Origin of the sequence: Pedobacter nutrimenti, assembly GCF_003208655.1 — a bacterium.
GTDB lineage: Bacteria > Bacteroidota > Bacteroidia > Sphingobacteriales > Sphingobacteriaceae > Pedobacter > Pedobacter nutrimenti.
On the sequence record NZ_QKLU01000011.1, the window covers coordinates 139,529 to 161,370 of the forward strand.

The 21,842-nt window shown below is 40.5% G+C and carries 20 protein-coding genes; 9 read left to right on the top strand and 11 right to left on the bottom strand.

The window, feature by feature from the left end:
- Positions 1-10: 10 nt before the first annotated feature.
- Together B0O44_RS23850 and B0O44_RS23855 are read right to left on the bottom strand one after the other, a co-directional pair.
- Positions 11-676: a DUF4290 domain-containing protein gene (locus tag B0O44_RS23850; protein WP_110834611.1), complete on the bottom strand. Its 666-nt coding sequence runs from the start codon at positions 674-676 to the stop codon at positions 11-13.
- 109 nt (positions 677-785) lie between these two features.
- Complete coding sequence (locus tag B0O44_RS23855) at positions 786-3,092, bottom strand: ATP-dependent helicase (protein WP_110834612.1); 2,307 nt, start codon at positions 3,090-3,092, stop codon at positions 786-788.
- Between the two features lie 319 nt (positions 3,093-3,411).
- On the opposite strand from B0O44_RS23855, the gene B0O44_RS23860 reads away from it, so the two are divergent.
- Both B0O44_RS23860 and B0O44_RS23865 read left to right on the top strand, forming a co-directional pair.
- A complete protein-coding gene (locus B0O44_RS23860) occupies positions 3,412-4,782 on the top strand; it encodes a dipeptidase (protein WP_110834613.1) in 1,371 nt (456 codons plus the stop codon).
- Positions 4,783-4,887: 105 nt separating this feature from the next.
- Positions 4,888-5,991 (top strand): mandelate racemase/muconate lactonizing enzyme family protein, encoded by a 1,104-nt coding sequence (locus B0O44_RS23865; protein ID WP_110834673.1) that lies wholly within the window; start codon positions 4,888-4,890, stop codon positions 5,989-5,991.
- Here the strand turns inward: B0O44_RS23865 and B0O44_RS23870 are convergent.
- Together B0O44_RS23870 and B0O44_RS23875 are read right to left on the bottom strand one after the other, a co-directional pair.
- Positions 5,981-6,685: an SIR2 family NAD-dependent protein deacylase gene (locus B0O44_RS23870; RefSeq protein ID WP_110834614.1), complete on the bottom strand. Its 705-nt coding sequence runs from the start codon at positions 6,683-6,685 to the stop codon at positions 5,981-5,983. The genes B0O44_RS23865 and B0O44_RS23870 overlap by 11 nt on opposite strands.
- Positions 6,686-6,702: 17 nt before the next feature.
- Positions 6,703-7,593, bottom strand: a complete 891-nt coding sequence (locus tag B0O44_RS23875) for a glycoside hydrolase family 25 protein (protein ID WP_110834615.1) — start codon at positions 7,591-7,593, stop codon at positions 6,703-6,705.
- A 77-nt stretch (positions 7,594-7,670) separates the two neighbouring features.
- Between B0O44_RS23875 and B0O44_RS23880 the strand changes: the two genes are divergently transcribed.
- On the top strand, positions 7,671-9,683 hold the full coding sequence (locus B0O44_RS23880; RefSeq protein WP_110834616.1) for a thioredoxin domain-containing protein: 2,013 nt from the start codon (positions 7,671-7,673) through the stop codon (positions 9,681-9,683).
- 11 nt (positions 9,684-9,694) lie between these two features.
- The gene (locus B0O44_RS23885) at positions 9,695-10,195 is read left to right on the top strand and encodes an FKBP-type peptidyl-prolyl cis-trans isomerase (protein WP_110834617.1); all 501 of its coding nucleotides are present in this window, start codon (positions 9,695-9,697) and stop codon (positions 10,193-10,195) included.
- Positions 10,196-10,272: 77 nt separating this feature from the next.
- Here the strand turns inward: B0O44_RS23885 and B0O44_RS23890 are convergent, their stop codons facing one another.
- The 5 genes from B0O44_RS23890 to B0O44_RS23910 all read right to left on the bottom strand — a co-directional run bounded on the left by B0O44_RS23890 (position 10,273) and on the right by B0O44_RS23910 (position 13,500).
- Positions 10,273-10,704 (bottom strand): Fur family transcriptional regulator, encoded by a 432-nt coding sequence (locus B0O44_RS23890; protein ID WP_110834618.1) that lies wholly within the window; start codon positions 10,702-10,704, stop codon positions 10,273-10,275.
- An 8-nt stretch (positions 10,705-10,712) separates the two neighbouring features.
- On the bottom strand, positions 10,713-11,150 hold the full coding sequence (locus B0O44_RS23895) for a hypothetical protein (RefSeq protein WP_110834619.1): 438 nt from the start codon (positions 11,148-11,150) through the stop codon (positions 10,713-10,715).
- Between the two features lie 25 nt (positions 11,151-11,175).
- Positions 11,176-12,390 carry an ABC transporter permease gene (locus B0O44_RS23900; protein ID WP_110834620.1) on the bottom strand — a complete coding sequence of 405 codons (1,215 nt, stop codon included), beginning with the start codon at positions 12,388-12,390 and terminating at the stop codon, positions 11,176-11,178.
- Positions 12,387-13,016, bottom strand: a complete 630-nt coding sequence (locus tag B0O44_RS23905; protein WP_110834621.1) for an ABC transporter ATP-binding protein — start codon at positions 13,014-13,016, stop codon at positions 12,387-12,389. The genes B0O44_RS23900 and B0O44_RS23905 overlap by 4 nt, the downstream gene beginning before the upstream one ends.
- Before the next feature lie 100 nt (positions 13,017-13,116).
- Positions 13,117-13,500 (bottom strand): MerC domain-containing protein, encoded by a 384-nt coding sequence (locus tag B0O44_RS23910; protein ID WP_110834622.1) that lies wholly within the window; start codon positions 13,498-13,500, stop codon positions 13,117-13,119.
- A gap of 72 nt (positions 13,501-13,572) precedes the next feature.
- Between B0O44_RS23910 and B0O44_RS23915 the strand changes: the two genes are divergently transcribed.
- Positions 13,573-14,781, top strand: a complete 1,209-nt coding sequence (locus B0O44_RS23915) for a GTP-binding protein (RefSeq protein WP_110834623.1) — start codon at positions 13,573-13,575, stop codon at positions 14,779-14,781.
- 113 nt (positions 14,782-14,894) lie between these two features.
- Here the strand turns inward: B0O44_RS23915 and B0O44_RS23920 are convergent, their stop codons facing one another.
- On the bottom strand, positions 14,895-16,517 hold the full coding sequence (locus B0O44_RS23920) for an ABC-F family ATP-binding cassette domain-containing protein (RefSeq protein ID WP_110834624.1): 1,623 nt from the start codon (positions 16,515-16,517) through the stop codon (positions 14,895-14,897).
- Between the two features lie 83 nt (positions 16,518-16,600).
- Here B0O44_RS23920 and B0O44_RS23925 point away from each other — a divergent pair, with 83 nt between their 5' ends.
- From B0O44_RS23925 to B0O44_RS23935, 3 genes are read left to right on the top strand one after another with little or no spacing between them, the layout of a single operon-like run.
- On the top strand, positions 16,601-17,170 hold the full coding sequence (locus tag B0O44_RS23925; protein WP_110834625.1) for a hypothetical protein: 570 nt from the start codon (positions 16,601-16,603) through the stop codon (positions 17,168-17,170).
- 46 nt (positions 17,171-17,216) lie between these two features.
- The gene (locus B0O44_RS23930) at positions 17,217-17,795 is read left to right on the top strand and encodes a nitroreductase family protein (protein ID WP_110834626.1); all 579 of its coding nucleotides are present in this window, start codon (positions 17,217-17,219) and stop codon (positions 17,793-17,795) included.
- Positions 17,796-17,798: 3 nt separating this feature from the next.
- On the top strand, positions 17,799-18,251 hold the full coding sequence (locus tag B0O44_RS23935) for a 3-oxoacyl-ACP synthase (protein WP_110834627.1): 453 nt from the start codon (positions 17,799-17,801) through the stop codon (positions 18,249-18,251).
- Positions 18,252-18,297: 46 nt separating this feature from the next.
- Here the strand turns inward: B0O44_RS23935 and B0O44_RS23940 are convergent, their stop codons facing one another.
- Positions 18,298-19,182: a polysaccharide deacetylase family protein gene (locus tag B0O44_RS23940; RefSeq protein ID WP_110834628.1), complete on the bottom strand. Its 885-nt coding sequence runs from the start codon at positions 19,180-19,182 to the stop codon at positions 18,298-18,300.
- Between the two features lie 107 nt (positions 19,183-19,289).
- On the opposite strand from B0O44_RS23940, the gene B0O44_RS23945 reads away from it, so the two are divergent.
- Positions 19,290-21,806, top strand: coding sequence for a S9 family peptidase (locus B0O44_RS23945; protein ID WP_110834629.1), 2,517 nt, complete (start codon positions 19,290-19,292; stop codon positions 21,804-21,806).
- Positions 21,807-21,842: the final 36 nt, after the last annotated feature.

Below are 21,842 nucleotides of genomic sequence, written 5' to 3' on the forward strand. Positions count from 1 at the left end.
TAATGTGGTATTAATGTCTTTGTTTCGGGTTGTTATTGCGTTGCTGGCGGTTATTGTTGTTTTGCCTGCCTTTTCCATTGTTGTTGTTTCTGCCTCTGTTGTTGGCAGGTCTGTTGATCACAGGTTTAAACTCTACTTTATTTAAATTTACATTTTCTTCCAGTTGGAGTTGGCCACCTGAAAGCTCAGTCAAATTTTTTAAAATGGTTTCATCTGCAACATTATCTTTGTTCCAGGTCACATAAGCCATCTTCATAAAGTTGGCAATGCCTTGGACCATAGAAGCTTTGCGCTCCGGTTCTTCAATAGATTTTGCTCTTTCTATCAGAACTTCAACGGTTTTTCCATAGTGTTTATACCTGATTTTTTGTTGCGGGTAACCTATATGTTTAGGCTTAACCAGGGCAGCCTCAGGAGTAGGCTTAGGGTAAGGGCTGTCAACATCAATTTTATATCCTGAAATAATATGAAGATGGTCCCATAATTTATGTTTGAAATCGGCCACATCCCGCAGATGAGGATTCAAAAAGCCCATGAGGTCAATAACAGCCTGGGCATATTTATTGCGTTCTTCCCGGTCTTCCAGTTCGCAGATGTACTTTACCATGTTTTGTACATTACGACCATATTCGGCCAGAATCAATTCGTTTCGGGTGGTATTATAATCGAAATTCATTTTCTTATTTTTCTATTGGCGCTATCGATAAAGAAAGATCGGGCCAGTGTATGTGTTTAATATATGAAATTAAGCTGTGCAAATATAGACAAAGCCTGTAATTTAATACTTATTTAACAATTCGCAATTTAGCAAATTTTAGCAATAACTGCTTATTACCCAGCCCCTGAAAGAAAACGGTTGCTTTCACATCCGGCAAACTACCTTCCAGGTTCACAATTTTTCCAAAACCAAATTTTTCATGTTCCACATCCATGCCTGTTTGAAAAGCGTTTGCCGGATCAGGTGCAAAACCTGGGCTTGGCACATGCGCTTTTGGAAGCATCGTTGTTGTTTTTGGTCTGGGTGCCGCCGGGCTGCCTGCAGCAGGTCCGGATGACATTTTGGGCTTAGCGGCAAATTCTCTCTGCTGTGTCCATGTTCTCCTTTCTTCATTAAAACCATCTTCGGAAAGGAGGCTTTTTGTTGGTTTTGCAACCTCAATTTCAAGGTATCTGGCATTAATCTCACTGATGAAACGACTGGGCTCGCAATTGGTTAAAGTACCCCAGCGATACCTTGAAGTTGCATAACTAAGGCTAAGCTTTTTTTCTGCCCTGGTTACTGCAACATAAAACAGTCTTCTTTCTTCTTCCAGATCTGAACGGGAGTTCACCGACATCTGGGAAGGAAAAAGATTCTCTTCCAGTCCAACTATAAATACATTCTTGAATTCCAGTCCTTTTGAGGAGTGTATGGTCATCAGGGAAACGGTGTCTTTATCTTTATCATCCTGCCTGTCGTCATTTGTCAACAAAGCAATGTCCTGCATAAAAATAGCAAGGCTGCGGTCTTCAATATCTTCACGTTCAGCAAACTCTTTGATCCCGTTTAGCAATTCCTGGATGTTTTCATACCTGCTGCGCCCCTCTATACTGTCGTCTGTATGGAGTTCTTTTAAAATTCCGGAGTGCTGGGCAATGTATAATGCTGTTTCATAAGCATCCAGTTTTTTTGCTTCAGCCATAAAGCTCTGGATCAGCAAGGCAAAGTCATTCAGCTGTCCGGCAATACGACCCTCTATATATTGGGAAGGGTTGCAAATCACATCCCACATGGTGATGTTGTATTTGTCTGCTGCAACAATGATCTTCTCTACAGTCGTATCACCCAAACCCCTTTTAGGATAATTGATGACCCTTTTTATAGCTTCTTCATCACTTGGGTTAAAAGTTAAGCGAAAATAGGCAATAAGGTCTTTGATCTCTTTGCGCTGGTAGAAGGACAGCCCTCCATAAATCTTATAAGGGATATTTAATTTTCTTAAAGACTCTTCCATAGCCCTGGACTGGGCATTGGTACGGTACAAAATGGCAAAATCATTATAATGAAGACCATTTGAAGTCCTATCCTGAACAATGGCCTCTGCAACAATTTTTCCTTCCTCATTATCCGTGAAGGCACGCTGCACCCGGATTCTGGAGCCGGATTCATTATCCGAAAATACATTTTTTTCCAGCTGATTTTTGTTGTTTGCAATAATGCTGTTTGCAACTTCAACGATATTCTGTGTAGAGCGGTAGTTTTGCTCTAGTTTATAAACCTGAAGCTCAGGGTAATCACGTTCGAAATTTAAAATATTCTGGATGTTTGCGCCCCTGAATGCATAGATACTTTGTGCATCGTCACCCACCACGCAGATGTTCTGGTAGGCGGCAGCCAGTTTTTTCACAATAGTATATTGCGAAAAGTTGGTATCCTGGTACTCATCAACCATCAGGTACCTGAATTTCTGCTGGTATTTATTTAAAACATCCGGATGATTTTTTAATAGAATATTGGTTTTAAACAACAAGTCATCAAAGTCCATGGCACCTGCTTTAAAACAGCGTTTGGCGTAGGTCTCGTAGATCACACCAAGTAAGGGGCGTTTATTGCTGCTGTCTTCTGCCTGAATTTCTTTGTTTTCCAGGTATTCTGTATGAGAAACCAGGTTATTTTTTGCAGAGGAAATCCGGTTGTAAACAAAATTTGCATTGTATAATTTGTCATCCAGTTGCATTTCTCTCAAAATGGCCCTGATCAGGCTTTTACTGTCATCTGTATCGTATATGGTGAAATTAGACGGATAACCAATTTTTTCAGCTTCAACCCTTAATATTTTTGCAAAAACAGAGTGAAAAGTACCCATCCAGATGTTTTTTGCTTCATCGCCGACAACCTTCATAATTCGCTCACGCATATCTTTTGAAGCTTTGTTGGTAAAGGTCAGTACAAGAATATTAAATGCATCAACGCCTTTCTCAATGAGATGGGCTACACGGTAGGTGATCACCCGTGTTTTTCCTGAACCGGCCCCTGCTACAATCATGGCTGGTCCCTCTGTATTTTCTACTGCTGCTCTTTGCTGTGGGTTTAATCCTGCTAAATAATCCAAAATCGATAGTGTTTTTGTCCTGCGAAGTTATAAAATGACGCGGTATAAATTATTCTTTGTTTAAAAATTGGCTAATGATCATTCTTTTGACCCTTGTAGTTAAATTTCTGAACCTGGTGAAGGTCTCCGATCTATGGTGTTAAAACATAGAATTTACTACTTTTATTGTACTGTCTTGTGAATAGCTCCGGACAGCTGCCTTAAAATGGCTGGATCGGGCCGAGAAATCCCATGAATTTTACTTAGGATACAAATATACAACATAAGGAGCTAATATGAAAAGAATCAAAAACTATATATTTGCCCAAAATCATTTGTTATGCAAGAGATCAAAAAATATGTAGAAGAAAACAAACAACGTTTTTTGGACGAACTGTTTGAATTATTGCGTTTTCCATCGGTTAGTGCCGATCCGAAGTATAAAGGGGATGTCCTGAAAACCGCTGAATTTGTTGCCGAAAAACTTAAGGCTGCTGGTGCAGATCAGGTAGAAATATGTCAGACTGCAGGTTATCCGATTGTCTATGGTGAAAAGATTGTTGATGAAAAACTTCCTACGGTTTTAATCTATGGTCATTACGATGTGCAGCCGGCTGATCCTATAGAATTATGGGAAACTCCACCTTTTGAACCTACAGTGCGGGACGGAAAAATTTATGCAAGAGGGGCCTGTGATGATAAAGGACAGTTTTATATGCATGTTAAAGCATTTGAACTGATGATGAAAACCGGAACCCTGAGCTGCAATATTAAATTTATGATTGAGGGGGAGGAAGAAGTTGGTTCTGCAAATCTTGGGATCTTTGTTAAAGCGAATGCAGAACGTTTAAAGGCGGATGTTGTACTGATATCTGATACTTCAATGATCAGTATGGAAAACCCTTCCATAGAAACGGGTTTACGTGGTTTGGCTTATATGGAGGTTGAAGTGGTGGGTCCAAATAGAGACCTGCATTCAGGTGTTTATGGTGGGGCCGTAGCCAATCCTGCAACGATTCTCTGCAAACTGATTGCTTCATTGCATGATGAAAACAATCACATTACCATTCCTGCTTTTTATGATAAGGTAGTAGAACTCAGCGACGAAGAAAAAAAGGCATTGAATTCTGCACCATTTGATCTTGATGAATATAAAAAGGACCTGAACATTGGTGCTGAATGGGGAGAAAAGGGTTATTCTACGCTGGAAAGAACAGGTACAAGACCAACTTTGGAGGTGAACGGCATCTGGAGCGGTTATATAGGTGAAGGCGCAAAAACCGTATTGCCTTCTAAAGCAAATGCTAAAATTTCTATGCGTCTGGTTCCAAATCAGAGCTCTGATGAAATTTCAGAAATCTTTGCGAAACACTTTGAAAGCCTTGCCCCTGATTATGTGAAAGTAAAAGTAACAGCGCATCATGGTGGCGAGCCTGTGGTAACACCGACAGACAGTATTGCTTATCGTGCAGCGGAGCAGGCCATTTTAGATTCATTTGGTAAAAAACCTATTCCTACAAGGGGTGGGGGAAGTATTCCGATTGTGGCACTGTTTGAGAATGTCCTGGGAATCAAATCTGTTTTGTTTGGCTTTGGCCTGGACAGCGATGCCCTGCATTCGCCGAATGAAAAGTATGACATTTATAATTATTATAAAGGTATAGAGACCCTTCCTTTATTCCATAAGTATTTTGCGGAGCTGAGTAAGTAGTATTTTATATTTTTTAGGGCCCTGCATCTGTGAATATTTAGATGCAGGGTTTTTTTCTGCCCATAAAATCCCATATTTTTACTTCAGTTCATGATCAACCAGCAGATGAAAATTACTTACATAGAGATTTATCGTTTCAGCATTCCGATGGAGCCCTTTGTTATTGCGACCGGCACCATGCATTTTGCGCAGAATGTATTTTTAAAAATTTATACCGACCAGGGAATATATGGAGTGGGGGAATGTTCAGCATTTCCGATGATTGTTGGAGAGACCCAGGAGACTTGTCTGTCGATGGCAAGGGATTTTGCAAAAATCTGGATTGGAAAAGATCCCCTGGATATACCCGCAAGGATGAATGATCTGCTGGGATATGCTGCGCACAACAGCACCATTAAGAGTGCATTTGATATGGCACTTTTTGATATTTCTGCCAAAAAAGCAAATTTACCTCTTTACCGGTTTCTTGGAGGGCAAAAAAGAAGAATTGAAACCGACATGACCATCGGAATTGACAGCCCTGAAAATATGGCCCTTTCTGCCCTTAAATATCAGCAGCAAGGTTGTAATATCCTCAAGATCAAATTAGGTAAAAAGGTACATGAAGATATAGAACGGGTTGCGCAGATCAGAAAGGCTGTAGGTGAGGAGTTGACTTTAAGACTGGACGCCAATCAGGGCTGGAGTTTTGATGATGCTTTACTGGCGTTGGGGGCGCTCGAAAAATACAATATTGAATTTTGCGAGCAACCCATGCGGACCTGGTACGATGACCGTTTGCCTGAATTAAAATTGAATTCTCCGGTTAAACTGATGGCTGATGAAAGTTGTTACAACCATCACGATGCCCGTAAGCTGATCAATAGCCAATCTTGTGATTATCTGAATATTAAATTTTCCAAGTCTGGTGGCATACTGGAAGCGCAGAAAATTCATGAACTTGCCCTTCAGACGGGCATGAAATGTATGATTGGCAGTATGCTGGAAAGCCGTATCGCATTGACCGCAAATCTGCATTTTGCCCTGGCCAGTCCGAACGTTATTTTCTTTGATCTGGATACCTGCTTGTTGGGACATTTGGTCGATCCGGTAAGCAATGGCTTGAGCTATGACGGTTATTTGCTGGATGTTCCCGAGCTGGCGGGAATAGGTGCAGATGCAGATCCTGAGTTCTTAAAAACCTGTGAAAAATGGCTGGTTAAAGATTAGTTTTTGACTCAGCAGAAAGTATTTGCTGCAATTCATCCATACCTGCAGTAGCTGTTCTTTCTATTTTTACGATGTTTTTATACCTGTTAACTTCCGGAATTTTGGGGTCCACGATGTATTTAACAACTTTTTCCGGTACAAAATCCAGGAGCCCTGCTGCGGGATAGACAGCCAGCGAGGTGCCCACAAGAAGAAACAGGTCTGCCTGCGAACAAAGGCGGGAAGCTTGTTCAATCATAGGAACGGGCTCTCCAAACCAAACTACGTGCGGGCGCAGTTGTGAACCCAGTTTACAAAAAGTGCCCATTTTGATTTCCGTTCCTTCCACCGGATAGGTCAAACGGGGGTTAATACTGGATTGAGAACGGGTGATAATGCCATGAAGATGGATAACCGTACTTGAGCCAGCTCTTTCATGGAGGTCATCTATATTTTGGGTGATAATCTGCACCTGATAATCCTTTTCGAGTTCTGCCAAAGCCAGGTGTGCCCGGTTGGGTATAGCCTCCAGGACCTGTTTCCGGCGCTCATTGTAAAAGCCCTGGACCAGAACAGGGTCTTTTTGCCAGGCCTCAGGTGTGGCCACGTCATAAACATTGTACCCCTCCCAAAGGCCATCGCTGTCCCTGAAGGTTTTTAATCCGCTTTCTGAACTTATTCCTGCGCCGGTTAAAACAACAAGCTTTTTCTTCATAGAACCAAAATACGTATTTATTTAATCTTTAAGGCCTCAAAGGCAGTGCTGTCACCATTGAAAGCATTGAAATCAACTACATGGTTGATGCCATTAATTCTGGCTTTATCCGAATGCTGCCAGAAAACCCATTTGGTCTGGTTACTTACTTTTAGTTTTGGCTGATGGTAATGTGCAATCCATAAAGGATAATCGTCAAAATAACCTTTCAAATAGTCCAGGTAAAATGTCAGACCGGAATAGATAATGGGTTTTACCCTTGTTCGGTGTTCTACATATTTGATAAATGCTTTGAGTTCTTTTCTCATTTTTTCCGGAGAAACCCCATTCAGTTGTTCAACATCTACCACAGGAGGTAAATCTCCTTTTTCAAATTGAACAGTTTGCATAAAAAACATGGCCTGCCATTCTCCCGATTTCTGTGGTCTGAAAAAGTGATAGGCACTGCAGGTAATTCCGGTTTTGGCGGCTTCCCTCCAGTTTCTTTGAAAATAAGGATCTACACTTAAAATCCCTTCTGTAGCTTTGATAATGGCAAATTTTATGCTGACACTATCTTCTTTCATTGTTTTTACCTTTTGCCAGTCTACTTTTCCCTGATAATAAGATACGTCGATGCCATGAATGCTGTACTTTTTGGGGATTTTGATGTTAAAACTGGTATAGGTTCTGTAGTTGGGGTCCTGTCCCAGATCTTTTACCCAGCGAATGCTGGAGGTAAAAAGCTTTAATACATAAGCATAATAGAGAGGGGAAAGTAAAATCAACAGGACTAGGGCAATACTGAATTTCCAATGTAAAGCTATCCCCGGGCTTTTCTTTTTTACAGGAGATTTTCTGGTAATCGTTTTTTTTGCAGGGACACTTTTTTTTCTTGGTATAACTGTTTTTTTAGGGATCGGCGGCACGCTGTAAAAATAAACAAACTATTCTGGACTTGCGGAATAAAGGATAAAAAGAGCACTTATCTTTTTACCTTTATACCATGAATTCAGAACCTAATCATCTCATTAAAGCTTCATCGCCCTATTTATTACAGCATGCCTATAACCCGGTGAACTGGTATGAGTGGGGAGAGGAAGCCCTGAACAGAGCGAAAACCGAAAACAAGCTGATCCTGGTTAGCATTGGTTATTCGGCTTGTCACTGGTGTCATGTCATGGAACGCGAAAGTTTCGAGGATCATGAAGTGGCAGAGGTTATGAACCGCCATTTTGTTTGTATTAAAGTAGACCGTGAAGAACGGCCGGATATAGATCAGATTTATATGCTTGCTGTTCAGTTGATGACAGGAAGTGGGGGCTGGCCTTTAAACTGTATTTGTCTGCCTGACCAAAGACCAATTTATGGTGGAACTTATTTTAAAAAACAAGATTGGATCAATGTGCTGGACAGTGTGGCCGGATTGTGGTTAAATGAACCGGCAAAGGCCAGACAATATGCCGACCGCTTAACCGATGGCATTCACCAGGCAGAAAAAATTCTTCCGAACTTGGAGAAAAAAGAGTATTCAACAAAAGATTTAACTGAAATTATGGAGCCCTGGAAGCGGTATCTGGACCTTTCAGAAGGAGGGTATAACCGTGCACCAAAATTTCCACTTCCCAATAACTGGCAATTTATGTTGCGGTATAGCAATTTGATGAAAGATGATGCTACGCATGTGGCGGCACTGTTAACCCTTGAAAAAATGGCACGGGGCGGAATTTATGATCCTATTGGAGGTGGATTTGCCCGCTATGCTGTGGACGACCACTGGCATGTTCCTCATTTTGAAAAGATGTTATATGACAATGGTCAGTTAATTGGTTTATACGCTGAAGCTTACCAATACTCCCCGGTTCCATTATTTAAAGAAGTTGTGCAGGAAACCATTTCCTGGCTCGAAAGGGAAATGAGGTCGCCGGAAGGTTTATTTTATGCTGCCCTTGACGCGGACAGCGAAGGCATAGAAGGTAAATTTTATGTTTGGGATAAAAAAGAATTTGATCAGGTGCTGGGAAATGATGCTGCTTTATTATGGGATTATTACCACATCACCCTGCAGGGGAACTGGGAAGAAGAACAAACTAATATTCTGCTGAGAAAATTTGATGAACGAGAGTATGCCGATGCAAAAGGAATTACAGTTCTGGATCTTCAGGAAAGCATCCGAAGGGCTAAAATTAAGCTGCTGGAAGCCAGGAGTAAAAGAGTAAGACCAGGCTTGGACGACAAATGCCTAACTGCCTGGAATGCCATGGCCATTAAAGGACTTGCAGAAGCTGCAAAGGTATTTGAAAACGGACATTATTATACGCTGGCAAGAAATGCAGCGGAATTTATACTGAAAAACTTAAAGCTTGCTGATGGGGGTTTGTATCGAAACTTTAAAAATGGGAAAGCGACCATACCCGGATTTTTGGATGACTATGCCTTTTTTATTGAAGCATTAACCACCCTTTACCAGTATGATTTTAATGAGCAGTGGCTGAATGAAGCAAAACGTTTAACAGATTATGTATTAACTCATTTTGAAGATCTTCAGGGACCGATGTTTTTTTATACACCTGTAACAGGGGAGGCTTTAATTGCCAGAAAACATGAAATTATGGATAATGTAATACCTGCATCGAATTCCACTATGGCGCAGAATTTACAGGTACTTGGGCTGCTTTTTGACGAAGAGGCTTATTTGACCAAAGCATCAGAAATGCTTGCCGCTGTTTACCCGCAGATCAAAACCTATGGTTCTGCTTATTCAAACTGGGCCTTACAATTGCTGAATGAAGTATTCGGGATTCATGAAATTGCTGTAACTGGAAATGGCTTTTCGGATGTGCTCAGGATACTTAACCGTCTTTATATTCCCAATAAAATTACAATTGCGGGAACAAATTCTGAGCTTCCTTTGTTAAAAGATAAGCAAAGCATTGAAACAAAAATCTATATTTGCCGAAATAAAGCATGTCAGCTGCCAGTACTTACAGTTGAGGAAGCAATAAAATTAATAAATTAAAAAAGAATCTAATGAGTATTAAACCTAATACAGTAGTTTCCTTAACGTATGAATTGCATACGACTAACGAAGAAGGACAACAAGTTTTTGTAGAAAAAGCTGATGAGCAAAACGCTTTGGTTTTTTTATTTGGCGTAGGTATGATGTTGCCAAAGTTTGAAGAACATTTAGTAGGTCTGAATGTTGGTGACGAGTATGGTTTTGAATTATCTGCAGCCGATGGTTACGGTGAAATTGATCCGGGAGCTTATGCAGATCTTCCAAAAGAAATGTTTAAAGATGTCGACCTTCCAAATGTTGGTGATGTAATTCCATTGCAGGACAATCAAGGTAACCACTTTAGGGCTGGGGTTACAGGAGTTCATGAAGACACGATTTCTGTTGACCTGAATCACCCAATGGCAGGTAAAAACCTGATTTTTGCCGGTAAAATACTTTCTGTTCGTGAGGCTACTGAAGAAGAATTAAGCCATGGTCACGCTCATGGAGCAGATGGCCACTCGGGTCACTAGTTCTTAAATTTTTATACAAAATACCCCTTTTCCCTGCTGATTTTTTTAATCCTGGAAAAAGGGGTATTTTTTTATAGTTAATCTGCTTTCATTCCTGCACTGCACTTTTCGCAGATGCCATAGGCCATTGTATTGATGGCGCTGGCTTTAAAACCCTTTGGCATTTTAATGGCAGGTATCAACACATCCAGGCAATAAATCTTTTGACAATTTGTGCAATTAAAATGTACATGTTCGTCATGATGGTGGTGCTCGGAGCAGGCCGGAGAGCAAATGGCATAGTTTGCCGTTCCATTGAGGTCCATCACGCGGTGGAGAATACCCTTGTCTTCATAAGTGTTGAGGATTCTGTATAAAGTCACCCTGTCAATTTCTTTACCCAATTTTTTTTCGAGCTCAGGTTGTGAAATTGCAACAGCATCCATAGCAATCTCTTCCAGCACACGTACCCTTTGTCTGGTGTGTTTGAGACTATGGTCTTTTAAAATATTTACCGGGTCTATCTTCATCTTCTGATCTATATTGATTTTCCATTAACCAGTGAAATTGGAGGATTGTCCATTGCATTGGCCGTACTTAATTTTAAAGTCCCCCTTATGGTAATGGTTTGGTAGGTAAACTTAACCGGCTCTGCCAGTTCAACCATGACCATAATCGGTACTCCATTCTTACCACAAAAATAACATTGGTTTATAGGTAACGTTGAAAGCATGAACTTAGTTTGCTTCATGCCATCTTTTATAGGGACAATGTAACCCTCCAGTTCAAATGGTTTATTGGCGTGTTTTTTGATTTCAGGGTTAAAGACAGCATACATTTCTTTGTCTTTTATGATTTTGAAATTGACACCGCCAATAACATCCCAGTTTGCGGAAACGACCTGGTCATTCGGGTCATGCTGTGCTTTTGCGGCAAACCCGGTAAGAACAAACAGCATTAAGATCAATTGTTTCATCTTTTTTGAGGGTTAAATATTGGTTTTAGTTTTTTGATAAAATTTTAGAAATGTCAGATCTGTAGGCCTGCACAGCAGGGATAACCGCTGCAAATATACCAATCCCAAGGCCGGCAATCAATAGATATATTTCATCCTTCAGGAAAATAGTCCCGCTCAATCGTGCCTGACTGCTTTCCTGAAAATGACCAATCAGGCCAAGACAGGCATGCCCAAAAGCAATACCAATTACAGTTCCCACTAATGTGAGTAAGAGACCTTCAATAATAACGATCAGAAACAATTTGAAGCGTGAAGCACCTAGGGTTCGCATAATGGCAAGATCATATTTTTTCTCTTTCAGGGAATTGTAGAGGTTAACAAAAACACTGATGGCTGCAATCAGCATAATCAATACAGCAAACCATTGTAAGGTTTCTGTGCCTACGCCAATGAGTGAAAACAGCCGGGTACTTTCCATAGCCGGAGAGGCTGCCTGCATATTGGTCGATTGATTGACCATCCGGGGGAACATTACAACCGACATTGGAGAGCGGTATTGGATCAGTAAAGAAGTGATCTCTTTGTCCTGAATTTCCGGATGTTCTTCTTTTTTATCTGTATGTTCATGTTCTTTTTCTTCGGCAGGGTCATGCATTTTCCAGACACTGGAAATGTTTGTCAGGATCAAATTGTCCGTCACATTCCCCTGGGCTTGTAGAATTCCGCTAACCTTGTAGGCATGTGTTTTGTGTACATCAGAGCTTCCTGTCAATCCATGGGCGCCATAAAACCGATCTCCTATTTTAAGATGCTGGGTAGCGGCTACGGTTGCACCAATAGTGGTTTCAAAGTCTTGCGCCCAAAATTTACCGGATTGCAGACGAAGATCGTAAAGGCGGACAAAGTTGCTGTCGGTGCCCACAATCCGGATGCCGTTGTAATTGTCTCCCAAAGCCAGTGGGACCGCACGTTTTACCCATGGGTTAGCGGACAGCTCTTTTGCATCTTTTAAAGGAATGTTTCCGGTGGGAAAATCAATATAATAAATGCTGCTCAAAATCAGTTGCAAAGGACTGCCTTTTGCACCGACAACAAGATCAATATCTTTTGAATTTTTATTCAGTTTTTCGCTGATCTGGGAGGAGCTGAGCAGAAGTATGGTTAAAATGCCCGTACCAAATGCGACAAGCATGATATTCAGAAAAGAGGACAGGGGCTTGGACCGCATGCTTTTCCAGCTGATTTTTAAAGGACTCATTTTAATTCGTAAGTATTGGTGAACGCATCTTTAACTCTTTTATCATGGGTGGCAACAATAAGGGTCGATCCATTTAATTCCGATTGTTTCAGCAAAAGGTTCAATACGGCGTTTGTGTTTTTATCATCCAGGCTGGAAGTAGGTTCATCCGCAATGAGTAAAGAAGGTTTGTTGATGACCGCGCGGGCAATAGAAACCCGTTGTAATTGTCCCTGGCTAAGCTCACTGGGATAAGCTTTCTTTTTAGAGGCTACATCCAGTGAATCCAGTACTTCATGAATTCTGGTCCTATTTAAAGGTAAACCGGCCAGACTTTGGGCAAGCAGCAGGTTCTCGGTAATGGTCAGGCTTTTGATCAGGTGTGGCCGCTGAAAAATAATGCCAATATGCTGTCCCCTGAACTGATCCAGTTTTTTTGCACCCAGTTGATATATAGAAGTCTCATTTATAATTACCTCTCCACGGCTTGGTTTCAAAATCCCGGTTAAAATATGAAGTAATGTTGTTTTTCCGCTCCCTGACTCACCAAGCAGAAGCCATTGCTGGGTTTTGTCGACCTGCCAGTTCTCAAAAATGATTTCAGAAAGATTGTTGTAACGGTGGGCTACTGTTTTTAAGGTAACCATAAGTGATTTTTGTTTACGGTGAATATCAGTACAAACTTAGTAAATGCAATTTTATGGCATCAAATTTAATGTAAAGTAAATGCTACAGGGATCATTTATTTTAATGGCCGTGTTTACAGGACCTGCTGTATTTCCAGTTCATCAGATGGGCTGCTGCAATGATAAATCCTCCTGCGGGAATGAGTATGGCTTCAAAATCTTTAAAAACAAAATGGCCCATAGCAATTGATAGGAAGCCGGTTACCAGAATAAGTATGGGTAAGGATCTTTTGTGCTTTGGATAAGAACTGCCAAGAGAATAGGTTCCAATGAGCAGAGATAAGCAGATCATGGTGATCTCTACCCAGATGTTTGCAAGAAATTCCAGGCCCAGCAGGGGCAGAAAAGTAATCACCAGTGGAAGTGCAGCGCAATGTACAGCGCAGGCAATGGAAGCGGTTATGCCAAATTGATCAAGTCTGTGTGTTTTGTTTAAAAATTTCATAAGGCAAATATAAATGCAATTTAGTTGCATTATGTAAATGAATTGCAATATATTTGCAACTAAATTGCATTTATGGATAAGAAGATTTTACCAGTTACCGTACTCAGTGGATTTCTGGGGAGCGGTAAAACCACCTTGTTAAACCATATTCTCCACAACAAGGAAAATTTAAAAGTTGCATTAATTGTCAATGATATGGGAGAGATCAATATTGATGCACGACTGGTTCTGAACGGGAATACACTTTCCAGGACCGAAGAGAAGCTTGTGGAAATGAGTAATGGCTGTATATGCTGTACCCTTAGAGAAGACCTGGTGGCTGAAGTTGAAAAGCTGGCTAAAGAGAACAGGTTTGATTATTTAATTATTGAAAGTACGGGTATTTCCGAGCCTGTTCCAGTAGCCCAGACCTTTAATTATACAGATGAGCAACTGGGCATTGATCTTGGAAAGTTCAGCCGACTGGACACCATGGTTACGGTAGTAGATTGTTTTAACTTTAAAAGGGACTTCGGGACAAGTGAATTGCTAAAAGACAGAAACTGGACGAGCGATCAGGCAGACCAGCGGACCATTGTAAACCTGCTTACAGATCAGATTGAATTTGCCAATGTAATCATTTTAAATAAAACAGATCTGGTAAAAGAGGCAGACCTGAAGCTGATTAAAGCGGTTATTGCTAAACTAAACCCCTCTGCAAAGCAGATTGAAGCGGTTTTTAGTAAAATAGATCTTAAAGAAGTTTTGAATACAGGGCTGTTTAACTTTGAGGAAGCCTCGCAGGGGGCAGGATGGATCAGGGAGCTGAATACAGTTCATCAACCGGAAACAGAAGAGTATGGAATCAGCAGCACCGTTTTCAGATCCCCTAAACCTTTTCATCCGGAAAGATTGTGGAACTATCTGAATGCAGAGTTTCCATCCAATATTATCCGTACAAAAGGTTTGTTTTGGCTTGCTGCAATGCCAGATCAGGCATTGAATTTCTCGCAGGCGGGTGGTTCTTTAAGGATAGAGAATGCCGGGAACTGGTGGAGTGCCATGCAACTTTCCGAAAGATTGCAATATGCAGATTATCAACAGAACCGTCAAAGTATTGAAGCCAGATGGGACAAGCGCTTTGGTGACCGGTTAAATGAGTTGGTATTTATTGGTCAGGACTTAAATAAAAACCGCCTACAGGAGGAATTAAATGCGTGTTTACTGATGGATACAGAAATCCTGAATTATGAAAAAGGATTGAGGTTTGAAAATCCTTTCGAAAAAGTATTACATTATTAAATGCAATATTGTTGCAATTGATAATGTAATACTTTATATTTGATCTTCATTATTTAGTTAAGTGGAAAGCATTTGTAAGGGGACTCATCAGCCTTTTACATTTGCTTTCTTTTTTATTTATACATTTCGGTACGTAAAGCAGCAATCTCTTCGCTGCTGATGTACTCATCGTAAGTCATCATCTTATCAATAGTACCTTTAGGTGTAATTTCTATAATACGGGTTGCAACCGATTCGGTCAAAGCGTGGTCACGGGAAGTAAACAGCGCTGTCCCTTTAAAATCTTTCATTCCATTATTTAGTGCTGTAATGGATTCCAGGTCAAGGTGATTGGTGGGTTCATCAAAAAGCAACAGATTCGCATGTCTGAGCATCATCTGTGAGAACATACAACGCATTTTCTCTCCCCCGGACAGAACTTTCACATTTTTAAGGACCTCTTCTCCGGAAAACAGCATTCTACCCAGGAAGCTTCTTACAAACTGCTCATCCTGATCTGTTCCTGAATACTCGCGCAACCAATCCACCAGATTTTCATCTTTACCCTCAAAATAAGGTGTATTGTCATTTGGAATGTCTGCAACATTAATCGTTACACCAAATTTAAACTCACCAGTATAATTTTTTTCACGGCCAGTCAATACATTATAGAATGCTGTTGTAGCCAGACTGTTTTGCGAAAGGATTGCAATTTTATCCCCTTTATTGACCATGAAATTGATGTTTTTGAACATCACCTCTCCACCAGCACTATGCGATAGGTTTTCTACCTGTAAAATCTGGTCTCCGGCTTCTCTTCCCAGATTGTTGAAAAGAATGGCAGGGTATTTCCTGCTGGATGCTTTAATTTCAGAGATGTCAATTTTATCAAGGGCCTTTTTACGGGAGGTTGCCTGTTTGGACTTGGAAGCATTTGCACTAAAACGCTGTATAAACTCCTGTAATTCTTTAACTTTTTCTTCCAGTTTTTTATTCTGATCACTTCTTTGTTTTAAAGCCAGCTGACTGGATTCATACCAGAATGTATAGTTACCGGAATAGATGCTCATTTTACTGAAATCTATATCTACAATATGTGTACAGACCGCATCTAAAAAGTGCCTGTCGTGAGATACAACCAGTACAATGTTTTGATAATCTGCCAGGAAATTCTCTAACCAGGCAATCGTGTCGATGTCAAGGTCGTTGGTCGGCTCATCGAGCAGCAAAATATCCGGGTTACCAAACAAAGCCTGTGCAAGTAATACACGTACTTTTTGATTACCGTCTATTTCCTTTAACTGTTTGTAGTGTAATTCTTCTTTAATACCCAGATTGCTCAGCATGGTTGCTGCATTGCTTTCCATATTCCATCCATCCATTTCTGCAAAGCGGTTTTCCAGCTCACCAGCCCTTTCACCATCTTTATCTGTAAAATCTTCCTTTAAATAGATGGCATCTTTTTCTTTCATGATGTCATAGAGTTCTTTATGACCCATCATTACCGTCTCAATAACGCTGAATTCATCAAACTCATAGTGGTTCTGTTTTAAAACAGCCATTCTTTCTCCGGGTGTAAAGGCTACACTTCCGGTGGTTTGACTCACTTCACCTGAGAGGATTTTTAAAAAAGTCGATTTACCCGCTCCGTTAGCACCGATTACACCATAGCAATTGCCCTGGGTAAACTTAAGGTTAACATCTTCAAATAAGGTACGTTTTCCGTAACGCAGTGATAAATTAGAAACTGAAATCATAATAATGAAAAATAAGCCGCAAAGGTAGTTATAAATTTATAAAATGGCTCCGATTCAGTAGTTTTGGTTTTCAAAAAAATAATATGACAAAAGAGGAATTGTTATATACCATAAAGTCGGGAATGACAAAGGAAAAGGTGGTGGTTTTATCAGCTCTGGCCAACCGTGTTAATTTTCCACTCAATGAACTCATAAACCTGGCGTTTGAAGAAAAAAAAGAAGTTGCTTTTCGACTCGCCTGGATCTTAGAGCATATCTTTGTAGAAGAGCCTGAAAAATTGAACCCTCATTTTGCATATTTTATTGAACGTTTTCCAGGGCAGAAGAATCCATCGGTGATGCGTCATTTTGCAAAAATCATAGCCCTGGCCACTTCGCCTAAAGCGAAGATGAAAACAAAAGAAAGCCTCGCTGCGATAGATTTAGAACCTTTGGTTGAAACCTTGTTTAGCTGGTTGATTGATGAACGGGTTCCCGTAGCAGTGAAAGTTCATTGTATGCAGGCCCTGGCCAATCTGACGGTAAGGTACGACTGGATTAAAGAAGAGTTACTGGAAACAGTAAAACACTTAAAAGAAACAGAAAGTTATGCCTTTTTTGCCAGGACAAAACAAATAGAAAAGGACTTAAATAAAACCCGGCATGCTAAATAGGCAGGGTCTGATGAATAAAGATTAACTTTGGTTTTTATCTAAGTATATGACAGAGCACATCAATCCCATAACCGAAATTATTAGAAGAAGGCGCAGCATCTTTCCGGTCAGTTATACCGGTAAAGAAATTCCGGCCGAAGTGATACACGAAATTCTGGAAAGCGCCAATTATGCGCCCACCCATAAACTGACTGAGCCCTGGCGTTTTGTAGTTTTCAGGCATGAAGGAAAAAAAAGGCTGGGAGAGGAATTAGGACGCATTTATAAAGAAAGGACCCCGGAAGCTTCTTTTTTGCAAAAGAAATACGACAGTATTGCCCAGAAGGCAGCGCAGTCGAGTTGTGTCATTGTAATTAATGCCCAATTGCACCCCGATAAACTTCCTGAATGGGAAGAAATTGCAGCTTTGGGTTGCGCGGTGCAAAATATGGCCTTAACGGCAGAGTCCCTAAATGTTGGGGCTTATTGGAGCTCACCGGACCTGATTTCCGGTCTGACCGGTTTTCTGGAACTGGAGGAAAATGAAAAATGCTTTGGCCTGTTTTATATGGGCTATCATGAAGAAGAACCAAGAGAGGCAAATAGGGGCCCGATAGAAGATAAAGTAAGGTGGATAGAAGATTAATATATGGCTGATCTGAAAACAGAACTTTATGATTACTGCCTTGATTTTATCAAACAAAGAATCAGCACAGCGGAAACAGCATTGATGCAGGCGCAGGAGGCGAGTAATGATGATACCAAAAGCAGTGCGGGCGATAAGTTTGAAACCACAAGAGAAATGATGCAGCAGGACATCAGCCGGAATAAAAGTTTATTGCAGGATGCGCAGCAAAATTTACAGCTGCTGCAGTCCGTTAAAGATGTTGCTGTAAGTGAAACCATCAAAAACGGAAATGTTGTTTTTACAACTCAAGGTGTGTTTTACCTGGGCATCAGTGCCGGACAACTGAACCTGAACGGGAATATCTATTTTGCCATTTCGGCAGCATCACCGGTAGGACAGCTCATGATTGGAAAAAAGACCGGAGATCAGTTTAGTTTCAATCAAAAAGCATATCGTATAGAAAAAATTTTCTAGCAGTAGGCATGAAAAAAGCCCTCTTAACTTTTAAGAGGGCTTTTTGTTAAAAACTGTTTTTGATGCTGTTGTGCAGTGTTTTAGGACTCCAGTATCCACTGGCAATGATCCTTCTGATGGTAAACAGCGGATCGTTTTGGTCCCGCTTATCAGCCAGGGAAAAAGCCATTCTGAAACCACGTTTTTTAAGTTCAGGAAAACCCTGTGCGTTCCACAAACCAAATGGATAAGCAAATTCGGTCATTTTTTTGCCTGTTATTTCTTCCAGCTTTTTTGTGGGTTTATCCAATTGTTCTTCCCAGTCTTTTCCCTGGTATTTTTTGAAATTTTTGTGGTCATAGGTATGGCTTCCAATCACATTACCTGCGTCAGATAGTTGTTTAATCTGTTCTTTAGTCATGTAATCAACGAATTTCCCTTTTCTTCCTATGGAAACGGTCATAATAAAATAAACTGCTTTAAAGCCATATTTTTTTAAAGTTGGGGCAGCTATGGTAAACTGGTCCATATCTGTATCGTCAAAAGTGAACATGATGGGTTTGCTTGGCAGTGGGGCACCCGTATTCAGATAAGCATACAGCTGATCAGGTAAAATGGAATGGTAACCGCTATCTGCCAATAATTTAATCTGGTCTTTGAAGTTTTGTATTTCTACAATATAGTCTTTTCCAACTTTTCCATCAGTGGGTTTCCAATTCCGGATCTGGTGGTAACATAAAACTGGTACCTGTTTACGGGAAAGGATGGTTTTTGCATCAGCTGGTTTTATTTTTGAAACATCAACCGGCCTGGTCTGATCTGCAGCTTTTTCACTTTGTACAGTGGTATCTTTACTGTTTTCTGTGTCTTTGGCACTGGTTTGAGATTTAGACTGGCATCCGGCTGTTAGAATCAGGGCTGCGGCTGTAATGGACAGGAAATATTTCTTCATGTGTATAGATTTGGTGCAAAACTATAAAGATATCTTATTTATTACAATGGTGCCGTCTTTGACAGCCTAATATTTCGATAATTTAGCCCAATTATAAACCCTTATCAATGAAACCACTTTACTTTATGTTCTTTTTTGCTGCGGTCTCCGGATTTTCTGTCCATGCGCAGACAAAAACATTCACCTTAACGGAAAAAATTTCCGAAAGCCCCAAGGCGAATTATCAGTTGGCCTCCAGATTTTCTCCGGCTAAACTAAAAAAAATTGTTTATTCCACTTCAGTGGACCCGCACTGGCTAAAACTCAGTAACCGGTTCTGGTACGTCTATGAAACACCGGCAGGGAAACAATGGTATATGGTCGATCCGGCTGCGAAAAGCAAAAAGGCAATATTTAACCTTGCCAATCTGGCTGCAGAAATTACCACAATTGTTCGTGACCCCTTTGATGCCCAACATCTTCCTATTGAAGAACTTAAGTTTTCAAAAGATGAGAAGAGCATTACTTTTGAACTGAAAAGTACCATTGAAGAACTTAAAAAAGACAGAAAGGACAAAAAGGCGGCGGACTCCATGCAAAAGAAAGTTTTCTTTTTTAATTATGACATCGCTTCTGCCAAGCTGACTGAGGTTCCTAACTATACCAAACCCAAAGCTAAGCCATCATGGGGTTCGGTTGCTCCGGATTCTTCTGCAATTATTTTTTCCAGAAATTATAATCTATACTGGATGGATAAAGCCAATTATATAAAAGCAGTTAAAAATGAAGAAGACAGTACTATTGTAGAGCACCAACTGACCAAAGATGGGGTTAAATTTTATGCTTATGGCAGCGATGGTGATGGAGAAAACAATGAGGAGAATGAAAAAAACAATAAGAAAAGAAGAAGGGCTTATGTTTTGTGGTCTCCAAATTCTAAATATTTCGTTTTAAACCGGGAAGACTCCCGCAAAGTGAAAGACCTTTGGGTAATCAACAATACTGCTGCGGGCAGGCCTACGCTGGAAACATATAAATATCAAATGCCAGGTGAAAAAGAGGCGCCTATAGATGAGATCCTGCTGTTTAATTTTCAAGCAAAGACTTATAAAAAACTAAACATTTCGGCTTTTAAGGACCAATCTGTTTCTTTGTGGGGAGCCCCATCTTTAAACAAAGACAGGGACAACGAATTCAGGCCCTCGGTTTGGTTGGGTAATGACAGTAAAATCTATTTTTCAAGAACGAGCAGGGATTTGAAGCGAATCGATGTCTGTATGGTAGACATCAATACAGAAAAGGTAAGCCCTTTAATTGATGAGCGTTTTAATACTTATGTAGAAATCAACAGACCCGGCCTTGTCAATGACGGTAAAGAAATTATTCATTGGTCGGAAAGAGACGGTTGGGCACATTTTTATCTTTTTGATGCAAATGGAAAATTAAAAAACCAGATTACAAAAGGCGCTTTCCATTGTGAAAATATTGTAAACATAGATCAGAAAAACAGGGTATTGTATTTTACGGCAAATGGTAGAGAAGCCAAAGAAGATCCGTATTACCTGCATTTGTACCGGATTAATTTTGATGGATCGGGAATGAAATTACTGAACCCGGGTGATTTTGACCATGCCATAAATATGAATGATGAAGCAAAGTATTTTGTGAATAATTTTTCCAGGGTGAACTCGGTGCCTAAATCACAATTGATGGACGGTAACGGAAACAAGGTAATGGATCTGGAAACAGCTGATTTATCCCTTTTGATGGCTGCGGGTTATAAATTTCCGGAGCCCTTTAAAGTTAAAGCAGATGATGGGATCACAGATTTGTATGGCGTGATGTATAAACCTTTTGATTTCGACCCGGCTAAAAAGTATCCTATTATAGAATATGTTTATCCCGGACCTCAAACCGAAGCGGTAAATAAATCATTTACAAAGAGCATGGACAATACGGACCGTTTGGCACAGCTTGGTTACATTGTTATTTCCATTGGTAACCGAGGGGGGAACCCGGCGCGCTCCAAATGGTATCATACTTTTGGTTATGGTAACCTAAGAGATTATGGCCTGGCAGATAAAAAGGTTGCTATAGAACAACTTGCAGATAAATACAGCTTCATTGATATTTCAAGAGTAGGTATTACAGGACACTCCGGAGGTGGTTTTATGTCAACTGCTGCAATGCTGGTATATCCTGATTTCTTTAAAGTGGCGGTATCAAAAGCAGGAAACCATGACAATAGCATTTATAACCGTTGGTGGAGTGAAAAACATCACGGGGTAAAAGAAATTGTTTCGGCAAAAGGTGACACAACCTTTAAATACAACATTGATAAAAACCCGGAGATCGCAAAAAACCTGAAAGGCCACTTAATGATTATGACCGGAGATATTGACAACAATGTTCATCCTGCCAATACCATCAGACTGGCCAATGCTTTAATGAAAGCAGGTAAAAGATTTGAATTTGTCATCTTGCCAGGACAAAGACACGGTTTTGGCGATTTAACTGAATATGCTTTCTGGAAGCTTGCAGATCATTTTAACAAATACCTGATTGGTGATTTTACACAGCCCGATCAGGTGGATATTTTAGAGATTGACCGGGAGCAGGAACGCAACGGAAAGAGTGGGGGCTAATTGGTCCAGACATAAAAAAGCCCTGTCATTTAAAAT